The 19,286-nt window shown below is 62.1% G+C and carries 22 protein-coding genes; 5 read left to right on the top strand and 17 right to left on the bottom strand.

The features are described from left to right. Positions 1–250: 250 nt before the first annotated feature. From ASD64_RS06920 to ASD64_RS06905, 4 genes are all read right to left on the bottom strand, one after another. The gene (locus tag ASD64_RS06920; protein ID WP_056102796.1) at positions 251–1,330 is read right to left on the bottom strand and encodes an IS5 family transposase; all 1,080 of its coding nucleotides are present in this window, start codon (positions 1,328–1,330) and stop codon (positions 251–253) included. 312 nt (positions 1,331–1,642) lie between these two features. Then, entirely contained in the window at positions 1,643–4,918 is a 3,276-nt protein-coding gene (locus ASD64_RS06915; RefSeq protein WP_056102770.1) for an efflux RND transporter permease subunit, read from the bottom strand. Next, positions 4,915–5,925, bottom strand: coding sequence for an efflux RND transporter periplasmic adaptor subunit (locus tag ASD64_RS06910; protein ID WP_056102768.1), 1,011 nt, complete (start codon positions 5,923–5,925; stop codon positions 4,915–4,917). Before ASD64_RS06910 ends, ASD64_RS06915 begins: the two co-directional genes overlap by 4 nt. 59 nt (positions 5,926–5,984) lie before the next feature. Next, complete coding sequence (locus tag ASD64_RS06905; RefSeq protein ID WP_056102792.1) at positions 5,985–6,188, bottom strand: DUF2892 domain-containing protein; 204 nt, start codon at positions 6,186–6,188, stop codon at positions 5,985–5,987. Between the two features lie 152 nt (positions 6,189–6,340). Between ASD64_RS06905 and ASD64_RS06900 the strand changes: the two genes are divergently transcribed. Further along, positions 6,341–6,679 (top strand): ArsR/SmtB family transcription factor, encoded by a 339-nt coding sequence (locus ASD64_RS06900; protein ID WP_244480729.1) that lies wholly within the window; start codon positions 6,341–6,343, stop codon positions 6,677–6,679. A 235-nt stretch (positions 6,680–6,914) separates the two neighbouring features. Here ASD64_RS06900 and ASD64_RS06895 read toward each other — a convergent pair whose 3' ends face one another. The 6 genes from ASD64_RS06895 to ASD64_RS06870 all read right to left on the bottom strand — a co-directional run bounded on the left by ASD64_RS06895 (position 6,915) and on the right by ASD64_RS06870 (position 13,079). After that, positions 6,915–8,513 (bottom strand): MBL fold metallo-hydrolase, encoded by a 1,599-nt coding sequence (locus tag ASD64_RS06895; protein WP_082549889.1) that lies wholly within the window; start codon positions 8,511–8,513, stop codon positions 6,915–6,917. 45 nt (positions 8,514–8,558) lie between these two features. Beyond that, positions 8,559–8,945: a hypothetical protein gene (locus ASD64_RS06890; RefSeq protein WP_056102763.1), complete on the bottom strand. Its 387-nt coding sequence runs from the start codon at positions 8,943–8,945 to the stop codon at positions 8,559–8,561. A gap of 91 nt (positions 8,946–9,036) precedes the next feature. Then, complete coding sequence (locus ASD64_RS06885) at positions 9,037–10,293, bottom strand: MgtC/SapB family protein (RefSeq protein ID WP_056102760.1); 1,257 nt, start codon at positions 10,291–10,293, stop codon at positions 9,037–9,039. An 11-nt stretch (positions 10,294–10,304) separates the two neighbouring features. After that, positions 10,305–10,751: a thioredoxin TrxC gene (gene trxC, locus ASD64_RS06880; protein WP_056102757.1), complete on the bottom strand. Its 447-nt coding sequence runs from the start codon at positions 10,749–10,751 to the stop codon at positions 10,305–10,307. Further along, on the bottom strand, positions 10,748–12,664 hold the full coding sequence (locus ASD64_RS06875; RefSeq protein WP_082549888.1) for a heavy metal translocating P-type ATPase: 1,917 nt from the start codon (positions 12,662–12,664) through the stop codon (positions 10,748–10,750). The genes trxC and ASD64_RS06875 overlap by 4 nt, the downstream gene beginning before the upstream one ends. 28 nt (positions 12,665–12,692) lie before the next feature. Continuing rightward, on the bottom strand, positions 12,693–13,079 hold the full coding sequence (locus tag ASD64_RS06870) for a DUF302 domain-containing protein (protein ID WP_056102754.1): 387 nt from the start codon (positions 13,077–13,079) through the stop codon (positions 12,693–12,695). A 146-nt stretch (positions 13,080–13,225) separates the two neighbouring features. Here ASD64_RS06870 and ASD64_RS20940 point away from each other — a divergent pair, with 146 nt between their 5' ends. The 3 genes from ASD64_RS20940 (at position 13,226) to ASD64_RS21240 (ending at position 15,449) form a co-directional block, all read left to right on the top strand. After that, a complete protein-coding gene (locus ASD64_RS20940; protein ID WP_156460046.1) occupies positions 13,226–13,399 on the top strand; it encodes a hypothetical protein in 174 nt (57 codons plus the stop codon). Positions 13,400–13,637: 238 nt separating this feature from the next. Beyond that, a complete protein-coding gene (locus ASD64_RS06865) occupies positions 13,638–14,471 on the top strand; it encodes a universal stress protein (protein WP_056102751.1) in 834 nt (277 codons plus the stop codon). Positions 14,472–15,305: 834 nt separating this feature from the next. Next, complete coding sequence (locus ASD64_RS21240; RefSeq protein WP_162249055.1) at positions 15,306–15,449, top strand: hypothetical protein; 144 nt, start codon at positions 15,306–15,308, stop codon at positions 15,447–15,449. A gap of 73 nt (positions 15,450–15,522) precedes the next feature. Here the strand turns inward: ASD64_RS21240 and lepB are convergent, their stop codons facing one another. The 6 genes from lepB to ASD64_RS21980 all read right to left on the bottom strand — a co-directional run bounded on the left by lepB (position 15,523) and on the right by ASD64_RS21980 (position 17,421). Further along, positions 15,523–16,047, bottom strand: a complete 525-nt coding sequence (gene lepB, locus ASD64_RS21990) for a signal peptidase I (protein WP_056102745.1) — start codon at positions 16,045–16,047, stop codon at positions 15,523–15,525. Between the two features lie 68 nt (positions 16,048–16,115). Further along, complete coding sequence (locus tag ASD64_RS06850; protein ID WP_056102742.1) at positions 16,116–16,694, bottom strand: DUF6448 family protein; 579 nt, start codon at positions 16,692–16,694, stop codon at positions 16,116–16,118. A gap of 63 nt (positions 16,695–16,757) precedes the next feature. Beyond that, positions 16,758–16,889 carry a hypothetical protein gene (locus ASD64_RS21825; protein ID WP_274533355.1) on the bottom strand — a complete coding sequence of 44 codons (132 nt, stop codon included), beginning with the start codon at positions 16,887–16,889 and terminating at the stop codon, positions 16,758–16,760. A gap of 14 nt (positions 16,890–16,903) precedes the next feature. Next, positions 16,904–17,044, bottom strand: coding sequence for a hypothetical protein (locus ASD64_RS20935; protein ID WP_200957811.1), 141 nt, complete (start codon positions 17,042–17,044; stop codon positions 16,904–16,906). 30 nt (positions 17,045–17,074) lie between these two features. Next, positions 17,075–17,215 (bottom strand): universal stress protein, encoded by a 141-nt coding sequence (locus tag ASD64_RS21985; RefSeq protein ID WP_413813588.1) that lies wholly within the window; start codon positions 17,213–17,215, stop codon positions 17,075–17,077. Beyond that, complete coding sequence (locus ASD64_RS21980; protein WP_413813589.1) at positions 17,182–17,421, bottom strand: hypothetical protein; 240 nt, start codon at positions 17,419–17,421, stop codon at positions 17,182–17,184. Before ASD64_RS21980 ends, ASD64_RS21985 begins: the two co-directional genes overlap by 34 nt. A 176-nt stretch (positions 17,422–17,597) precedes the next feature. On the opposite strand from ASD64_RS21980, the gene ASD64_RS06840 reads away from it, so the two are divergent. Further along, positions 17,598–17,807: a hypothetical protein gene (locus ASD64_RS06840; protein ID WP_056102739.1), complete on the top strand. Its 210-nt coding sequence runs from the start codon at positions 17,598–17,600 to the stop codon at positions 17,805–17,807. Positions 17,808–18,349: 542 nt separating this feature from the next. On the opposite strand, the gene ASD64_RS06835 is transcribed toward ASD64_RS06840, so the two are convergent. After that, entirely contained in the window at positions 18,350–19,219 is an 870-nt protein-coding gene (locus ASD64_RS06835) for a universal stress protein (protein WP_056102736.1), read from the bottom strand. Between the last annotated feature and the right edge of the window lie 67 nt (positions 19,220–19,286).

The following is a 19,286-nucleotide window of genomic DNA, read 5'->3' as shown; positions in this document are numbered from 1 at the left end:
ACCCCCAAAGGGATCAGCCTAGCCACTGGACGGTTTTTACTCCGCCCGCACCAGCATTATGCCGGCGCTCCATGGCCTAATTTGTCACCGCCGCGCACACAGCTCGAACTACCGCGGTTTTCGGACGCTCGGCACGCGTTGACGGCGACAAGCGCTGATCGGTGATCCGGTAATTCGTTTCCGCACTGGGTCGGACTTCAGAGGCTGCTCGATTTCGGTGTCGTGGTGGCTTCTGCCGCCATCTTCGCCGTCATGCAGACGCACTTCTCCCCTCGTGCCAGACGAAGCGCATCAGATTGTAGGCGAGATTTGTCATGCCAATTTTGGTCGTGGCGCGGGCGATGCCGATGGTGCGGATGAAGAGCTTCATTTGAGCCTTCTGCCGCGCAAAAACATGCTCGACGAACGCGCGGATTTTTGAGCGCCGGCCGTTGGCCCGCGATGTCGCCTCGCTCATGGGCCGGCCCTTGGATTTCTTGTGGTGGATGTCGGAGACGTAGCCGTTTCGCTCCAGCCACTCCTCGTTCTTCTTGGAGCGATAGGCGGTGTCGGCCCAGACCGTCGAGCCGGTGTTCCCTCGGTTGAGCACGTTGCGAAGCTGGGCGCCGTCATAGGCCGAGGCGCTCGTGACGTTCCAGCCGCGGATGAAGCCGTGCCGGCGGTCGATGGCTGCATGGTTCTTGTAGCCGAAGGCGGGAATGGCGATGTCGCGCTGTTGCGCCTTTCCGTCCTCGGCGACCTTGGCCTTCGAGAACTTGACCGTCCAGCGCGCATCGCGGTCCTTCTGGCGCAGCTTCGAGGGCTTGTCCTGCCATTCGTCCGGAACCTTGCCCGCCTTGATGTCGGCCTTCTCGGCGTCGGTGTTCCGTTGCTTCGGCGCCGCGACGATTGTGGCGTCGACGATCTGCCCGCCCATCGCAAGATAGCCGGCCTTGGAGAGGTGCTTGTCGAAACGGGCGAACAGATTCTCCACCGCGCGGGCCTCGGTGAGATGCTCGCGGAACAGCCAGATCGTCTTCGCATCCGGCACCCTATCGCCGAGCCCCAAGCCGAGGAAGCGCATGAAGGAGAGCCGATCCTGGATCTGGAATTCGGCCTGGTCGTCGGACAGGCTATACAGCGCCTGCAGCACCATGATCCTGAACATCATCACCGGGTCGTAAGGCGGTCTGCCGCCCTTCGCACCGTCCGAGCGCTTCAGCGCCTTGGCTAGTGGCTTGCGGAACACTTCCCACGGCACCACCGCGTTCAGCTTCTCCAGCGGATCGCCCGCCTCGCCTAGCCGAACATAACGCTCGTCAATGTCCCAGAAACCTGCCTGTCCCCGCATCATCGCCTCCGCGCAAATTAACAGGGCGATTGAATCAAAATTCGGTTCCGAAGACGAGGTATTTCGAGGTTTCCACCTGCGTAAACCGTGTTCAATATTGTGATATACTTGCAGACGTTTGTGGGAAGCGCTCGATGCGGCGGTCATTGTCGGCTGTGTCGACGCGATCTCGTAGTCGATCGCGGGCATTCTGGGCGCAGTATCTTCTCGCACGCAGACAGTCGGACTTCGACACGCTTGAAACTGCGTTTAGCATAGGTGCAGCGTTGACAAGGCTCTCGGGTGGTCGCTGGGTAGTCTGAACAGCCTCCATCAAGCATTTGCGGTCGGATCAGGATCGTCCATGGCCGGATTGGCGGTCACAGGTGTCTGTTGTTCTTCGCGGCGTCCTCCCCTCAGCGCGATATAGATCGCGGGAATGACGAGGACGGTGAGCGCGGTGGAGGATGCCAGCCCGAACAGCAGCGAGATCGCCAAACCCTGGAAGATCGGATCGGTCAGGATGACCGCCGCGCCGATCATGGCGGCGATCGCGGTGAGCAGGATCGGCTTGAAGCGGATGGCGCCGGCTTCAAGCAGGATATCCAGAAGCGGCCGGCCGGGTTGCGCATGGCGGATGAAGTCGACTAGCAGGATCGAGTTGCGCACGATGATGCCGGCCAGCGCGATGAAGCCGATCATCGAAGTGGCCGAGAAGGGAGCCGCGAACAGCCAGTGTCCGATCATGATGCCGATGAAGGTGAGCGGGATCGGCGTCAGTATGACCAGCGGCAGCCGGAACGAGCCGAACTGCGCCACGACGAGGACATAGATGCCGAGGATCGCCACCATGAAGGCCGCGCCCATGTCGCGGAACGTCACCCAGGTCACTTCCCATTCGCCGTCCCAGAGCAGCGTCGGATGCGATTCGTCGTCCGGCTGACCATGCAGCGCGACAGCCGGCTTGGGCAGGCTGCCCCAGTCGGCCTTGGCAATGGCATCGTCCACGGCGAGCATGCCGTAGATCGGCGCTTCATAGGCGCCCGCAAGTTCGGCCATGACCATTTCGGCGGCGCGGCCATTGTGCCGGAAAATCGGCCATGAGGCCGGCTCGCGCATGACGGAAACGACGTCGCCGAGCTCGACCACGTCGCGGCCGCCGGGCAGCGCGTTGGCCGGCACGGGCGTCGCCAGCGCGCGCTCGTCCATGACCGCTTGCCCCTTCGGCAGCGCGATGCGGATCGGGATCGGCTGGCGTCCGCCGCCGCGATGCGAATAGCCGACCGTCGTGCCGCCATAGAGCGCGTTCAGCGCGTCGTAGACGTCCGACTGCTCGACCTTGTAATATTCGAGATTGTCCTGGTCGATCGAGACGCGCACGCGCTCCGGCCGGTTGCGGTAGCTGTCGTCGACATCGACAATGAAGGGCACGCTCGCGAAAGCCTCGCGCACCTTCGCCGCGACCGCGCGCCGCGTTTCAGCGTCGGGACCGTAGATTTCGGCGAGCAGCGTGCCCAGCACCGGCGGGCCGGGCGGCGGTTCGACCACCTTGACGGCCGAGCCCTGCGGCAGGTCGAGGCTGCTGAGGCGCTCGCGCATGTCGAGCGCGATGGCGTGGCTCGCCCTGTCCCGGTCGCCCTTGGCCACGAGATTGACCGCGATGTCGCCTTGCTGCGGCTCCGAACGCATGTAGTAGTGCCGCACCAGCCCGTTGAAGTCGAAGGGCGAACCCGTGCCGGCATAGGTCTGGAACGAGACGATCTCCGGCACGGTCGCCAGCCTCCCGACCATCTGTTGCAGCGCGCTGTAGGTGTCCTCGACCGACGACCCCTTGGGCAGGTCGAGCACGATTTGCAGGCTGGCCTTGTTGTCGAAAGGCAGCAGCTTCACCGTGACGTGCTTGGTGTAGATCAGCCCCAGCGAGGCGAGCGTGGCGATACCAACGATCAGGAGGAAAGCCCAGGCACGCGCCCGGGTCTTCAGGATGGGCCGGGCGACCGCGACATAGATCCGGCCGAGCCGTCCGCCTTCGGGGTCGTCATGGCCGTGTGCAGCGGAAGTATCCTTTCTCCCGATCTTGATCATCAGCCACGGCGTCAGGATGACGGCGACGAAGAAGGAAAACAGCATCGCGGCAGAGGCATTGGCCGGGATCGGGCTCATATACGGTCCCATCATCCCCGACACGAACAGCATCGGCAGGAGCGCGGCCACCACCGTCAGCGTGGCGATGATGGTCGGGTTGCCGACCTCGGCGACCGCGTCGATGGCCGCCGCTGCACGCGAACGCCCATCGCTCATCGCCCAGTGGCGGGCGATGTTCTCGATCACCACAATGGCGTCGTCGACCAGTATGCCGATGGAGAAGATCAGCGCAAACAGGCTGACGCGGTTGAGCGTATAGCCCATGATCCACGAGGCGAAGAGGGTGAGCAGGATGGTGGTGGGGATGACCACGGCCACGACCAGCGCCTCGCGCCAGCCGATGGCGATGGCGACCAGCACGACGATGGAAATTGTCGCCAAGCCAAGATGGAACAGAAGCTCGTTGGCCTTCTCGTTGGCGGTCTCGCCGTAGTCGCGCGTGACCGTCATCTCCACATCCCTGGGGAAAATCTGGCCGCGCGTCTGTTCGAGGCGTTTGACGATTTCGTCGGCGATGACCACGGCGTTGGTGCCGGGACGCTTGGCGATGGCCAGCGAGACGGCCGGCGCCCGCTCCAGCCCGGCATCCGTCTTGCGGATGTCGGTGACGCGGTGCTCCGCCGGCTCCGTCGCCAGCACCACCTTGGCCACGTCGCGGACATAGACTGGCCTTCCGTCGCGGGCGGCGAGCAGGAGGTTGCCGATCTCGGGCAGTTCCTGCAGCGTCTGCCCGGCGACGATGGCCCGCTGGCCGCCGGTCTCGCGCACCGTGCCGATGCGGAACGAGCGGTTGGCCCCCTCGACCTTGGCGGCAAGCTGCTGCAACGTGATGCCGTAGAGCGAAAGTCTTTCGGGATCGGGCGCGACCTGGATCGCCTCCGGCTGCTCGCCGACGATATAGGTCAGGCCGACATCCGGCAGCTTCGACACCTCGACCTGGAGTTCGCGCGCCAGCCGCGTCAGTCCGTTCGCCGTCCAGCGCGGCGCGGCTTCCGGGGTCGGCCGCAAGGTGACGACGACGATCGCCACGTCGTCGATGCCGCGCCCGACGATCAGCGGCTCCGGGACGCCGACCGGAATGCGGTCCATATTGGCGCGGATCTTCTCGTGGACCCTGAGCACGGCTGTGTCGGCATCGGTGCCGACCTCGAAGCGCGCCGTGACCAGCGTGCCGTCGTCCTCCGTCTGCGAATAGACGTGCTCGACGCCGTCGATGCTTTTGACGATGGTCTCCAGCGGCTCGGTGACAAGCTTGACGGCATCCTCCGCCTTGAGGCCGTTCGCGCTGACATGGATGTCCACCATCGGCACCGAAATCTGCGGCTCCTCCTCGCGCGGCAGGATGACCAGCGCGATGAGCCCGAGCGCAAGTGCCGCCAGCAGGAAAAGGGGCGTCAGCGGCGAGGCGATGAAGGCGCGCGTCAGGCCGCCGGCAATGCCGAGGCCCGAAAGGGAAGGCTTCATGGCAGCACGACTCGGTCGCCGTCATGGAGCCCGGTCAGGATCTCGACCAGGTCCTGGCCTGCGTCTTCAAAACTCCCGCCAAGGATTACCGCGACGTCCATTCGGCCGTCGGCAGTTGCGACCGACACATAGTCGATCCCGTGCAGAGTCATCACCGCCGCCGGCGGCACGGATAGCACCGTGCGCATTCCAACGGGGATCGACACCAGCATGCGCTCGTTGACGAAATAACCGCCGATGTCGGCGACATCGACATCGGCGATGACGCGGCCGTCGGCGATCTCGGGGTAGACCTTGACGATCTTGCCCTTGCGCGTGGCGACCGGCTGGTCCGGCGACTGCATGCGTCCGCGCTCGCCGACCTCGACCGTTGCGCCTTCCGCGATTTCGGTCGCATGGCGTTCGGGCAAGGACAGCCGCAGGTAATAGGGTCCGGTCGCGATACGGGAAATCTCCTCGCCGGCCAAAATGACGGAGCCGGGCGTGACCGGCACGGTCAGCACGCGGCCGGTGGCCGGCGCAAGCACGTTACCCTCGCGCGCGCTCTGCTCGATCACCGCCTTGTCGGCTTCAGCTGCCGCCACTTGGTTGGTCGCGACCTCGAATGCCGTCCTGGCGGCGTCCAGCCGGCTTTGCGTGCCGACGCCCTGCGACACGAGCTGCTGGGCGCGCTCGACTTCCATGCGGGCGTTCTCCAATTGCGATCTCAGCGCGTTGATCTTGGCGTCTGCGGCCGTGAGTTGAAGCGCGATCTTGTCGTCGACCACCACGCCGACGACATCGCCTTCCTTCACTTCGCTGCCCTCGCTGACCCGGATCTCGCGAAGGGTCCCGCTGATACGGGCCCGCGCCGGCACGACCGTGCGGCTCTCGACCTCGCCAAAGACGGCCTTCATCTCCGGGATCGTCCTTGCCTCGACGACGAACTCCGCGGTGTAAGCCGGCCGGAGGCCGAGGGTCGCGGCGAACAGGAGCGCGGTCGCGAGGATGGGTTTCAGCTTCGACATGGAGGATCCTGGCAATGGATGCGGCCACCCCGCGCCAAGGGCGCGAAGGCGTTCCCCGCTTATTTGAAGGCGACGCCGGCCTTGCAGCCGAGGCGCTTGAAGACGATCGCCGCCGGACAGAAGCCCGTCATCGACGCCTGCATCATGTTGAGGCCGGCGAAGACGGTCAGAAGGTACCACCAGGGCGAGGCGAGGACCCCGAGCGCAAGCGAAGCGAGTACCATGAAGCCCGCGAACATCAGAACGGCACGATCGATGGTCATTTTCTTCTCCTTGGTTGCGGCCGGCGCGATCATTGCCTTATTATCCTCTGATCATGGCGCTCCGCCTTGATCAGGCTCAATTCGGCTGAGCAGGGTTCGGCCCGGCGAATTTCCAGTTCCGCACCCGCTTTCGGGCGCTGGACTGGACGGACTTGCATCTAACATTCAAAGAATATAAATTCAAGGATATGAATGTAAAAGATATGATCCCCGCCTCAGGCAAGGCGGCCGACCTCTTGCGGAGCCTATCGCATCCGCAGCGGCTATTGGTGCTGTGCGCGCTGGGCGACGAAGAGAAATCCGTTGCGCAGCTCAGACAGGAACTTGATATCGAGCAGGTGCCGATGTCGCAGCAGCTCATGCGGCTGAGAGCCGACGGGCTGGTCGGTTCACGACGCGAAGGAACCACCGTCTACTATCGCATCGCCCGGCCGGAGGTGCTGACCGTAGTGGCCGCGCTGCAGGAGGCGTTTTGCCATCCTGCCAAGTAGGCCTTCGGAGCAGGGGGCAAATGAGGACGCGAGCGTTGCCTTGCCATCGCGGCATGCGATGGACGTTCCAGTCACCGTAAGGTCGAACCAAACTGCTTTTTGTACTTCGTACTATTTGCACTTCCCATGCTGCTCCTACGCCGTGCAGGGAGATTGCCGTGACATCGTCCAGCGGTTTTGCAGCGCGCTTTCGTTACAGCGTCGACGACCGGGACGACACGGGCAGCGCGATCGCTCAATTCGTGTTCGTCTCCAGGGCGCGTCGCAGTCGACGAATAGTTGCTGCGCGGCTCCGTTCATCAGCGGCGGCGTTCACACTTTCGGTGACGTCCATCAGGAGTTTGGTCAGGTCGTTGTGCCAATCAAGCCGGGCGACCTTTTCGGGCTTGAGACGCCGAGGCCTGTTGACGTCGACTTGGCGCGAACCCGTTTGTCCGAGTTCGTAGGCGTCGTCGATCAGCGGAAGGGTCACTTCGCTTTCGGGGAAGGCCGCCTTTAGCCGCTCCTGCAGACCGGTCAGACCATCTTCCTCTCCATGAGTGAGGAAGATGGTCTGACTGATTGGCAAGCGACTTTTGACCCATGACACAAGCTCGCTGGCATCTGCATGGCCCGAGTAGAGGTCAAAATGGCTGATGTGCGCCTTCACATTTATTTCTTCGCCTTGGATGCGTACCCGCGCGGCGCCGTCGAGAAGGATCCGACCTAGCGACCCCTGGGCCTGGTAGCCGGCCATCATGACCGTCGCGTTCTTCTTCCACAGATTGGCCTTAAGGTGATGGCGTATCCTGCCCGCATCGCACATGCCGCTCGCTGCGATGACGATGAAGAACCCCGCGAGGCGGTTGATCGCCTTGCTCTGCTCCACCGTTTCAGTGAAGCGGATATTTCCAGAGTTCAGCGCTCGTCTCAGGACGTTGCCGTCTACGATTTCGCTGGCATGGCGTTCGAAGATGGCGCTCGCGCGCGTCGCCAGGGGCGAGTCGACAAAGATAGGGGCAGCAGCAGGAATAGCGCCGCTTTCAGCCAGCAAAAAGAGATCGACGAGCAGTTCCTGAGTGCGCTCGACTGCAAAGGACGGAATGATCAGCGGCCCTCCCGCTTCAGCGGCATGCCTCACTTCCTGGCCAAGCATAAGCCTGCGCTCTTCGCGGGTGACCTCGGGACGGTCGCGGTCACCATAGGTCGATTCGCATATTAGATAATCGACCCCGGACGGACTTTGCGGGTCTGTCTGAAGGAGCTTGTGGCCCGGACCAATGTCTCCGGAGAACAGGACGCGCAAGGGCGTGCCAGCATGCTCTCCATCGATTTCAATCTCTACCGAAGTTGACCCCAGGAGATGTCCGGCATTCCAGAATCGGGCGCGCACGCTATCCGTGATGGTCGACCAAACATCGTACTCGCCAGCGCGGAACTGCGTCATGCAGGCTGTCGCGTCCTGCATCGTGTAGATAGGCGAAACCAGCGGCCGACCGCGCTGTGCATTCCGGCGGTTGAGATTCTCAACCTCCATTTCCTGGATGTGCGCCGAGTCAGGAAGCATGACCGAGCACAGATCGATGGTGGCGCTCGTCGCATGGATTGACCCGGTGAATCCGTGTCTCACAAGTTTCGGCAACAGGCCGCTATGGTCGATATGGGCGTGGGTTAAGATGACGGCGTCGACCAATGCCGGTTCGAAGGGAAAGTCGCCATAGTTGAGCGCCTTTTCGGACTTGGAGCCTTGGAATAGACCGCAGTCTACTAGCAGTCGGCGAGTGCCCACTTCCAACTCGTAGCAGGATCCTGTCACTCCATGCGCGGCGCCGTGGAAACGGAGAACTGGGTTCATGGCGATATCTCCAACAAGTGGTGCCAAGATGGCGACGGGAAGTCACTATGGCTTTTCGACGCGTGCTATCTGATAGGTGTGCTGGCTGCCGCCGCTCGTAATAGATAGATATTCGCCGGTGACGAACCGTTCTTCACCGAAGCGGAAACCGATTTCGTCGTCGCGCTCGCCCTCGGCATAGTCGAAGTACCACTGGCCGCCGGGCTTGCGCCGCAAGCGCCCGATCCGGTCATTCTCTCCGCTGTGGAACCGACGGACGCGACAGGCCTCCTGATGCGATTTCCACTCGGCAGAGACAAGTTGTCCGTTCTTGTCGAGCGGCACGAGAATGTCGTACCCGACCTCGTGCTCGCCCGCCGGGTGATCCTTTTCCCGCGCGAGTAGAAGCCGGACGGCGCGGAAGTTCGGCGTGAGATCCGTGCGTGCTGTCATGGTAGAAAATCCCCTTTCAGACCCACTCACTAGGCTGAAACCACGACCGTGGCTTTGACTGGCGTCAAACAACGGAAGAACGGGGTCGAACTCACAGCGGCGGCAGCACGGCAAAAGTCGCGAAACCCAGGCCAATCGCGGCTATGGTTGCGGCGGCAAGCGGCGCCCAGAAACGGACCGGACCAGCCAGAATCGCCATGGCGAGACGTCCGACCGCGTTGGCGGCCAGCGCCGCGAGTACAAAGGTCCCGGCCATCTCGGAAGTGACGGACTGGCCGACCAATCGCAGAGTGCTCAACACGGCGACGTCGACGTCGAATGTTCCAGAAAGGGCTGACGTCACCAGCAAGCTGCTGCCGCCCACCCGGCCGGCAAGCGCCGCATTTGAGGTCGAGACGATCGCAAAGAGTAGCGCGAACAGGAGGAGCGGCCCCAACTCGAAAGGATTTCGCGACGGCGTACCGCTTGACGCCTGTCCGTCCGAGTTCAGCAAGAGAAGCAGACCTCCGCAGGCCGAGAAGCAAAGCGCGGCGACGAGGGCGGCCGGGGCTATTGACGAAATGGGTGACGGTTGGACCACCAGTACGATCACGCAAACACGCAGGATCGAGACCACCGCCGCCAGCGCTGCCGCGCCGGCCAACGGCAAGGGATTGCCGCCGGCCTTTGCGGTTCGAGCAAGCGCAACGGTGGTCGCCGTGGAAGAAACGACGGCCCCGGCGAGAGCACTGACAAGCAAGCCGCGCGCTTGGCCCAGAATGCGCGTTGCAACATAGCCGAGGAACGAGATCGCCGCGGTCAGAACCGTGAAGAACCAGATCTCCCAAGGATTGAGTCCGCCCCACGGGTCGACACTCCGGTTCGGCAGCAATGGCAGGATTATCGCGGTCATCACCACCAGGATCAGGGCTGAGCGCAATTCGATCCAGGTGAGTCGGCGCAGCAGACCGTGGAGAACTTCCCGGCTTGCAAGAACCGACGCGAGCGCGGCTCCGCCGCCAGCGGCAGCACGGTAGTCGCCGGTAACGGCAAGGGCGCCGAGCGCAAATACGCCAAGTCCTGCGACGACGCCGGTGACGCTGAAATCCTGGTCATGCGTGGCCTCGCGGGCCTTGTACCAGGCGAACACGGCGGCAAATCCGAGAAGGCCGGCGACAAGCACCGACGCTGAATCAACGGCGTCGGCCAACGCCGCGAGGACGCCGCCCAAAAGGCCGGAAATCCCATAGGTACGGATGCCTGCGGTGCGGCTTCGATCGGGCGCATCCCGCTCCTGCCATCCGCGCTCGAGCCCGACCAGGAGGCCGATGGCCAGTGCGAGACCGAGGCGGGCAATCAGAGGGTCCATTGCCGAACGGCTCAGGCTGCGACCGAAGGCAGCCGGTCGCGGACCCAGCTTACGATCTGACCGGCAGACATCGCCCCCGAGGTGCGCGCGACTTCCTTGCCGCCGTGAAAGAGGATCATCGTCGGGATGCCGCGAATGCCGAGTTTCGACGAGACAGCCTGTTCGTTGTCCGAATTGAGCTTGATCAGCACGACATGGGGCTCGAGCTCCCTCGCGGCGGCTTCGAAGGCGGGCGCCATCGTTCGGCACGGCCCGCACCACGGCGCCCAAACGTCGACCAGAACCGGCAGCGTGCCTCGCGCGACATGACGGTCGAACGTCGTGCCGTCAACGTCCCGCGGGTGCGCTGCGAACAGCTTTTTACCGCACCGGCCGCATTTCGCATCGTTGGCACGACGCGCCTGCGGCAGGCGGTTCAGGGAACCGCACCCGCTGCAAACAACCAACGTTTCACTCATAGCCGCTCCTCTTTAATCCGAACTATATCCGGCATCGCATCGCGAGCGCCAGCCGTGGTGGCGCGCGCCGGAACCGAGCCGCCGCCCAGTGCCCGCAGCGCATTGAGGATTACCGCTACGTCGATGCCCTCTTGCAGCAGCGCGCCGGCAACGGGCGTGATAAAGCCAAACGCTGCGGCGATCATTGCGGCGCCGGAAAGGGCCAATCCGACGATGATGCTTTGCCGCGCGATCGAACGCGTTCGCCTGGCGATCTGGACGGCATTGGCGACCGGCTGCAGGCGATTGGTCAGGATGATCACGTCGGCGGCCTGGGATGTCGCGGTGGCGCCCCTAGCTCCCATGGCCACCCCTACCGTTGCCGTCGCCAGGGCCGGCGCATCGTTGATGCCATCGCCGACCATCATGGTAGCGGCTCGGGTATTTTCGGCTTCGACGGTCGCAACCTTGTCGGCCGGGCTCGCATCGGCAACAACCATGTCGATGCCGATGGCGGCTGCAACCCGGCCAGCTGTGGCAGCGTCGTCGCCGGTGAGCATGACGAACCGAGACAATCCCATTGAGCGAAGGTCATCGAGGACAGTCCGCGCATCCGCCCTCAACGCGTCGCCGAAGGTCAATACGGCGGCCAGCCGACCGTCCAGCGCCACGAATACCCGCAGCACCGGCTGCCCCCGATAGCGGAATTCACCCGACTCGGCCCACAGCGGCAAAGGCTTGCCGGCCAGAACAAGCGAGCGCGACCCTGCGCGTACCGACGTATTGTCGATGACGCCCATCAGACCAGAGCCGCGGTATTCCTGGACATCACGCGGATTGGAAAGCGCCAGTCCCTTCTTGCGCGCCACCGCCACAATATGTTCCGCGAGGATGTGATGCGACGCCTGTTCAAGCGATGCAAGCCGCCGCAGGGCCTTGTCCGGATCCCGTCCCGGAGCGGTCTCGACCTCGATCAGGTCGGCGCCGCCATAGGTCAGCGTCCCGGTCTTATCGAACACTGCGGTGCGCGCCTCGGCCAGCGCCTCCAGCGCAGCACTTCCTTTCATCAGTATCCCGGCGCGCGCGGCCCGCGCCACGCCGCCGATGAAGGCGACGGGAGCTGCCAGGATCAGCGGGCAGGGCGTTGCGACCACAAGCACAGCCAGCGCACGGACGGGATCGCCCGAGAAATACCAGGCCAATCCGGCAAGGATCAGCGTGGCGGGCAGCATCACCATTGCGAAGCGGTCGGCCATGCGAATGAACGGCGCTTTCGCCGTCTGCGCCGCCGCGACCATGTTGACGATAGCCGCATAGGTACTTTGCGCGGCAACTGCCGAAGCGCGCATGACGAAGGCTTCTCCGGCATTGATCGTGCCGCTGCGAAGGCTATCGCCTGCAAGCCGCCGTTCGGGCAGTGGCTCGCCGGTCACGGCAGATTCGTCGATCGAGGCACCAGCATCTATCAGTATGCCGTCAACAGGCACCAGTTCGCCAGCGCGCACCAACAGTTCGTCGCCTACCTTGACCTCTTTCACCGCGATCGTTTCCAATGCCTCATCCGATTTGCGGTGCGCCAGACGGGGGGAGCGGTCGGTCAAGGCGGTGAGGTCGCGCTCGGCCCGCCCACGCGCAAAATCCTCAAGGACCGTGCCGCCCGCATACATGATCGCGACGACGACGCCGGCCAGCGGTTCACCGAGGGCGAGCGCGACCGACATCGAGACGAGCGCGATGGCGTCAATCCCGAACCGGCCAGCCCACAGGTCGCGAAGAATGGACAGGGCCAGTATGGCGACGACCGGCATGGTTGCAGCGGTCCAGATGACGGCAGGCCGCACGTCGGCGACACCGAGATATTGAACCGCCAATCCGGCGCTGAGGCCGACGATTGCGATCGCAAGTAAGGTTCTTCGTATCGTGGTTTCGATCACGGTTGGCCCCGTCGCGCCCGGAACAGAGCTAGAGTTGCCGAACGATGTCAGCGAGCAGTTCTCTCACTCCCGCCGCCACTTCGCTCAGTTGCGGGTTTTTGATAGCCGACATGGAGGCCACGGGATCGACGGCTGCGACTTCGACCTTACCCGGAGCCGCCTCCCGCACGATAACGTTGCAGGGCAACATCGTGCCGATCTTGTCTTCTACCTCAAGGGCGCGCCGTGCCAGATGGGGATTACAGGCGCCCAGGATCGTGTAGGGCGGGAACTCGACGCCGAGCTTGGCCTTCATCGTAGCGCTCACATCGATCGTTGTGAGCACACCGAAGCCTTTCGCTGCGAGCCCCTTCGTCACATGCGAGATCGCGTCGCTGAACGGCATCTCTATCGTCTTGCTGAAGTAGTAACTCATTTTGGGTCGCTCCTTTCCGCCATGACTGGAAGCTTCGGAACGAAGTTCCCATTACGGGGGTAGCGGCTGTCGCGGGCCAGCGCTTTGATCCAACGCAAGGGCAGAACAGGATCGACGTATAAATTCCGACCAAACGGAGAGCCGCAGTGACGATCAGAAACCTTGAATATGCCGTGCGCCCGCGCTCCGTTGCGGTCTTCGGAGCCTCCATACGCGAAGGTTCGGTGGGCCGGGTCGTCATCGACAATATCGTCAATGGCGGCTTGCCCTCCGAACCATGGCAGACGGCACAAGAGTCCATAAAATCCGCCTCGCCATAGCCCGGCTTCTGTGCGCATGCCGTATCGAGGACCGCGACGGCCAATACGGAATCGATGAGCAGTTTCATTGGACACCTGCCGGTTAGTTCGCTCAAAACGATACGTCATTCGCGCATGCGATCGTTGATCAGGATCAATTGGCCGGGGGTGACGGATTTGACTCAGCGCAAAGACCGGTCGGGTCCGGATCTCATAGGGTCCTCGCGGCAATTGTTTTATTCAGACCAGGAGCGCCGCAATGTCCTACAAGACAATCCTTACTGTCACCGCTGCCGGCTTTGGCGATGGAGACCTCAAGCTTACAGCCGGCCTGTGCGAGCAGGTGAACGCCCATTTTTCCGTGCTTGTCGTTGCGCTCGCCGCTCCACCGCCGATCGGTAGTGCCGGTGCTCTCTCGGTCGCGTGGTTGGAGGAACGTGAAGAGGATATGACGCGCCTGGACAAGAGGACCGCCGCGGTTTCGGCCCTGCTCGCCGGTTTTGCTGTGTCAGCCGATGTCTCCAGCGACTATGTTGAACTCGGGCGGGGTGACGAGGCAATCGGCCGGCGTGCGAGATATGCCGACCTGACGGTCATAGGACCGGACGTTCTGGCCGGCGAGACGCTGAGGCAGAAGGCGATAGAAGGGGCGCTGTTTTCCTCAGGAAAGCCGCTTCTCCTTGTGCCCGAAGGCGCATCGCCGACGCTCAAACCGAAGCATGTGTTGGTGGCTTGGGATTCTCGCATCGAGGCTTCTCGCGCCGTTCGAGAATCTCTTGAGATGCTGAAGGGTGCGGACGACGTGCACCTTGTGCTGGTCGACCCGGTGCAGGGAGACGATCATCACGGCGAGGAGCCGGGCGCAGACGCGGCTGCCTATCTCGCCCGGCATGGGGTCAAGGTGACCATAGATCGGCTACCCGGGATGAACCGGTCTGTCTCAGAGGTGCTGCGCCAGCACGCCCTGGATACCTCGGCCGACCTGATGGTCATGGGCGCCTACGGCCATTCAAGGTTGAGAGAGCGGCTGTTCGGCGGCGTCACGAAGTCTATGATTTCCGAACCTCCGCTGCCCATAATACTCGCGCGTTAAGATTCCGGACGCGGCCAAACATCAGTTTCTCGCCCTCGCCATTGCCGGCAATGAAGGGGCGCCACCCTTCCGGGTCGACCCACGCTTTCACGCCTTCGGTCGCGGCCCGCTTGCGCTTGCCTTCCATGTCGAAATATTCGGTACGGTATCCTGCTCAGATGTCGGACGTCAGCAGCTCCAAGCGGATTTTTGACCACGTGGTAGTCGGGATTGAAACCAGCGCCATCGGGACAATCGCCAATGTGGAGCTTAAGAATTGACGGCTGCGGTGGGGTCGGCAACTTTGGGACCGAAGCAGTAGCTGCCGACGAACCTTCCTCTTAGGTCTCCTTAGCCTCGCGGCCAGAAAGCTGATCTGTCGGCAAATAAGGAGCCGCTCAAACCAGCACTTGACATTGGGATCGCGCTCGCCCGTGCCTGCCAGGCGTCGCTTTCGTTCTATGTCTTCGCCCCCTCGCTCCACCAGCCGTTGCCGATGTCTGCTACCACCGCCTCCGCTTGGCTGGAAGAGGAGAAGGAGCGGCTGGACAATTTGACGTCATTTGCCATGCGGTCTGCGACGGAGGCAGTTTCCCGCGCTGGCCTCGCTTTTGCGGCGGAACACCCCGGCTCCCCGTTCGAATCGCGAACGGAACGTTTCCTGCAATTGGCGCGGGTCCATGACGTCACCGTCCTCGATGCTGCGGATTCGAGCGAAACGACCCAGCGAATGGTGATTGAGTATATTATCGCGCTCCGAGCCCCGCAACGTGAAACGTAGGGATAGCGATGAACGTAACCGAGACATGACACGACAAGAAGGCATTCTCGTTCTCTCAGTCAACCGTGACGCCCGTGCGGGGCGCATTGCTTCAGGAAGCGATCGACGTGGCGGTCATCCTGAACGCACTTCGGGCGCTCAGGATCGTTCCGCGCGAAATGCCGATGCCCGGGGCCGATGGTGCGCTACTCTCCGAGAACCGTCATGTGCGTACCTGACGGCGATCCAACTGCCCGACGTACCTGGCGCCGCCTGCCCCCCGGATCTGGGCGCTCGGTTTTGTCTCCCTGTTTATGGATGTCTCGTCCGAGATGGATCCCCGCACTGCTGCCGCTGCGCCATGGAGTGGCCCAGGGCTTCACCCACCACTCTGCCTTGGATCGCTGCGGCGGGGAGGAACGGCTGCAACCACCCTCGACTATCGCTAGAGTGGATCCGATTATCGCCCAACAGGAGAACGTGGCCTTGCGGAACGGCGAAGGCGCCAGCGGGACCCGCCGGAATCGCGACATAGGGCTCGACCAGGGGAACCTGATTGACCTGGATGTGCCCGTGATCGTCGATGATGACCAGATCTCCGGGTTCGCCAATGACTCTCTTGATGATCATCTGGCCGAGTTCGACCGAAGTGACGACAACTATATCTCCGCGGGCGACCGCTTCTGCCCGATTGACGCGAGTAGCCAGCAGCAGTTGGCCCGGGTTCAGCGTAGGAGACATCGAACAGGACCGGACCCTCGTCAGGAAGGCGATCCGGTGGCGCACCACCAGACCGAGAGCGATGGCACCAAGAACAGCCGCGATCCAAATCAGCATCGGACTCACGAGGACGCTCCGTTCATTCACTCATCTGGACGCCAGCACCCGAGGATGCCGACGCAATCCTAATGGTGGTGGTCATGGTCGTGATCCTCGCCTTCGGCAAACTTGAAGAAGCTCACGTAAGCCTGAACATAGGCGCGGCCAGCGTCGACATCTTCGGGATCATAGTCATTGAGTTCCAGAACCTTGGCGAACCTTTTCTCCAGCTCAGGGATCAACTCCGGGGCCATAAGCTTAGCCAGCGGCGCGAGATCGCCAATCTCGACGCTCTTGTCAGCGGCAGCGACCTTCTCGTCGACGGGTACACCCGAGGGCTTTAGGCCTTCAAAGGGCGCGCCTTCACCGGCACGGTGGATTCTCACCAGGCTCTCCAGGAAGTATTGGTCGGCCAAGTTTCGAGCGTCTGGTCCGAGGGCTCGCACTTTGATACTTTGATCGAAGATTTTGCGCAACTCCTCCGCGCCGTCGGCCTCGATCCATTTGAGCGCGTAGCTGAGGTTCTTGCTCTCCAGCGCCAACTTTCCGTCTTTGGCGGTCGGCCCATCCATGGTGTCGCAGTGTGCGCTGGCCTGTTGCGGGTACAGTACGACGAAAGCAAAAGCCGCAACCGAGGCCGCGATGATGATGATCAACATAGTCATGAGAGTCGTCTCCTATGGTTTCTATACCTTATGAGGAGACGCACTGGACCACGTTGCGGCAGATCAAATCCGGCGAAAAAACATAGCAGACATATCGACGGGCAGATTGCCGAGCAGCGTTTCGAAAGTTTCGCTATTCGGTAGTCTTGCCGTCTGGAATTGCCCTTCAAGTGCCTTTTGGGTCACGACCAGCATGCCGAGAACCAAACTCAGCTGCTCAGCAGGGCAAAGCCTTCTGGCGTGTTCGGCACCGTCGGCAGTTCTTCACGGGAATGCCAGAAAGCATCCAATCGGTCTTTCGACACGTCGATCCCGACGGTATCTTGGACCATGCCGCCGACGTCTTCCATGGTCGATCAGTGATTTCGATCGCTGATAAGTCAACGAGCAACCAAGACAGGCACCGCGCTATAGGCGAGAACTTCGGGCGTCTGGCTTCCAAGATATAGCCGATCAAGACCGCGACGGCCATGGGACGCCATGACTATCAAATCGCAACCTCTTTCTTTGGAAACCTCCATGATCGCCTCGGCTGGCCGCATTTTTCGCCGACATGCACGGATTCGCATTCCACGTTCCGCTTCGCCGCCAAAGCGGCAGCAGCGGCGAGCACCGTTTGAGCGAATTCCTCTCCCATCTTCTGATGCACCTCGATTGCCTGGATAACTGCTATGTTGCTGAATTCAACCCGCGCAGCGTAGGCTGGGAACACCTCTGTTACATTCAAGATCGTAACCTTGCTGCCAAGTTTCTCCGCCCAGAGCCAAACCCTGATCGACGCCGCGCTGTGCCAACTCGGAGCCATCTGTCGCAATAAGAATATGGGAATACATCTGTCGGGGCGCGCCATTCGCGCAAACGGGATTCGTTGAGAGCATCGGCTTTTATCCGGGATGGTTCTGATTGCCCCTACTTGCAGCAATACAGTTCTTCGGAAGGATCGCCATCAAGACCGGCTTCCTGACACGCCCGATCGCACTTGCCAATGCTGTCATGCTCGCGATCACCTGGTGGTTTCACGCCACCCATCCCTATGGCGATGCTTTTCTCACTCCGGCTGGCATAGAGGCATTGAAGAACGGGGGTGAAACAATTTTACCCCCGGTGGTATGAGGCGTCTTGCTGATGGCGGGGCAGCATTCCTGCACCAGGTGCAGGCAAAAGCCGAATTTCTCTCCGCGATCTGGACTGTCGCGACCCTACTCTTTGTCGGCTATGGCGGTGGTCCAATTTCGGTCGACCGAAATCTCCTGAAAAAGGAATTCTAGTGGCGCGACTCTCCCGAGCATGACGATAATCTACCCTGATACGGCCACTTTCGTCCGATCACGGGATGTCCGGCGGACACTTTGCGATCTGCTGCCGAAGGTGGCCTGGACAAGGCGGCGATTGGCGTGGCGCTGGTCGAATAGCAGATTTCGGACCCTTTTTGTCCTTCCTTCGAAGCGGGTACGTGGCAAAGCATGCACTGTGATCGGGAGAGGGGGACACCTCACGGCGCCGCCCCTTCCACAGCACCGGCATAGGGGTCACGGACCACGGCGGTTCGACCGGGTTATTCTTGGACAGAGACAAAAGGATTGAGCCGAGCCCAGCGACTGGCTGGGATCACAGTGGCCCAGCGCGCGGGGTATCGCTCCCGCCAATCTGCGGGGTCAGTCGGCCGATCTGGCGCCTTTGCTCGGAACAATCATGATGTCGCATGGCACTTCGTCAAGCAGATTGGAAGCGACGCTGCCGAGAACGACGTTCATCACGCCCGTCCGGCCGTGGGTGCCGGCAATCACCAGGTCCACATCCTGGTCCGCGGCATAATCTGCAACGAGAATCGCCGGGTCCCCACGTTGAGCGACGACGGCGATCTTGGCGGCGACATTCGCGCCGGCGACGGCAGCCAGAAAACGCTCGCATTCCTCGAACGCCACATCGCGCAACGCTTGCTCGTACGTCTTCTTGTCCTCGGTCCAGTTTCGAAAGGGCACGTCGAAGGCATGGAAAAGCGTCAGATCCCGAGGGTCGAAAAGCGACAAGGCCAAGTCCAGGGCTGGCCTGGAGACTTCGGACAGATCGCTGGCCACAACTACCCGCTCATTGGTTTCGAGGACACGTTTCTTGACGACGAGGACCGGGACTTTGGCGCTACGCGTCAGCGCGGTTACCGTACTCCCGAGAAACGACTGGCCCAACGGCTCATTGCCGGCGATGCCTGTAACGATCAGATCGCAATGTTGTTTCGTCGCTACGTGGAAAATGACGTTTTTGGGTTTGCCATGCTCGACATGAACGGACGCCCGCAATCCCTCGGTGGCGGCAAATTCCTCCTCCAGCAAGCGCTTTGCCCTCTCGACGGCGTTCGGCCTGCCTTGCCGCGACGGCAGATCATTCGGAACGTCGGTCGCGTCGACTGCATGAACCGCCGTCAAGCGAGCATCCCACTGCAACGCAAGTTGAACGGCCCGGTCCTGCGCCCTGTCGCAACGCGCGCTGAAGTCGGTCGCCAGCAGCAGGTGATCGGGTTTATCCATGCCTGAACCAGTCATTTTAGCCTTCATCCTTCCGATACAGCGTGCAGCGCTGAATACGCCTCAAACG

It is taken from the genome of Mesorhizobium sp. Root157 (assembly GCF_001427385.1).
Taxonomy (GTDB): Bacteria; Pseudomonadota; Alphaproteobacteria; order Rhizobiales; family Rhizobiaceae; genus Mesorhizobium.
The sequence above is the reverse complement of the archived record's forward strand: the minus strand, read 5'-3'. Positions and strand labels throughout refer to the sequence as shown.

What these genes read in the sequence shown, in the direction of transcription:
- ASD64_RS06920 (WP_056102796.1), bottom strand. Translation starts at nt 1,330, where the DNA reads ATGCGGGGACAGGCAGGTTTCTGGGACATTGACGAGCGTTATGTTCGG.
- ASD64_RS06915 (WP_056102770.1), bottom strand. Translation starts at nt 4,918, where the DNA reads ATGAAGCCTTCCCTTTCGGGCCTCGGCATTGCCGGCGGCCTGACGCGC.
- ASD64_RS06910 (WP_056102768.1), bottom strand. Translation starts at nt 5,925, where the DNA reads ATGTCGAAGCTGAAACCCATCCTCGCGACCGCGCTCCTGTTCGCCGCG.
- ASD64_RS06905 (WP_056102792.1), bottom strand. Translation starts at nt 6,188, where the DNA reads ATGACCATCGATCGTGCCGTTCTGATGTTCGCGGGCTTCATGGTACTC.
- ASD64_RS06895 (WP_082549889.1), bottom strand. Translation starts at nt 8,513, where the DNA reads ATGAACCCAGTTCTCCGTTTCCACGGCGCCGCGCATGGAGTGACAGGA.
- ASD64_RS06890 (WP_056102763.1), bottom strand. Translation starts at nt 8,945, where the DNA reads ATGACAGCACGCACGGATCTCACGCCGAACTTCCGCGCCGTCCGGCTT.
- ASD64_RS06885 (WP_056102760.1), bottom strand. Translation starts at nt 10,293, where the DNA reads ATGGACCCTCTGATTGCCCGCCTCGGTCTCGCACTGGCCATCGGCCTC.
- trxC (WP_056102757.1), bottom strand. Translation starts at nt 10,751, where the DNA reads ATGAGTGAAACGTTGGTTGTTTGCAGCGGGTGCGGTTCCCTGAACCGC.
- ASD64_RS06870 (WP_056102754.1), bottom strand. Translation starts at nt 13,079, where the DNA reads ATGAGTTACTACTTCAGCAAGACGATAGAGATGCCGTTCAGCGACGCG.
- ASD64_RS06865 (WP_056102751.1), top strand. Translation starts at nt 13,638, where the DNA reads ATGTCCTACAAGACAATCCTTACTGTCACCGCTGCCGGCTTTGGCGAT.
- lepB (WP_056102745.1), bottom strand. Translation starts at nt 16,047, where the DNA reads ATGCTGATTTGGATCGCGGCTGTTCTTGGTGCCATCGCTCTCGGTCTG.
- ASD64_RS06850 (WP_056102742.1), bottom strand. Translation starts at nt 16,694, where the DNA reads ATGACTATGTTGATCATCATCATCGCGGCCTCGGTTGCGGCTTTTGCT.
- ASD64_RS21825 (WP_274533355.1), bottom strand. Translation starts at nt 16,889, where the DNA reads ATGCTGGTCGTGACCCAAAAGGCACTTGAAGGGCAATTCCAGACGGCA.
- ASD64_RS20935 (WP_200957811.1), bottom strand. Translation starts at nt 17,044, where the DNA reads ATGGAAGACGTCGGCGGCATGGTCCAAGATACCGTCGGGATCGACGTG.
- ASD64_RS21985 (WP_413813588.1), bottom strand. Translation starts at nt 17,215, where the DNA reads ATGGAGGTTTCCAAAGAAAGAGGTTGCGATTTGATAGTCATGGCGTCC.
- ASD64_RS06835 (WP_056102736.1), bottom strand. Translation starts at nt 19,219, where the DNA reads ATGGATAAACCCGATCACCTGCTGCTGGCGACCGACTTCAGCGCGCGT.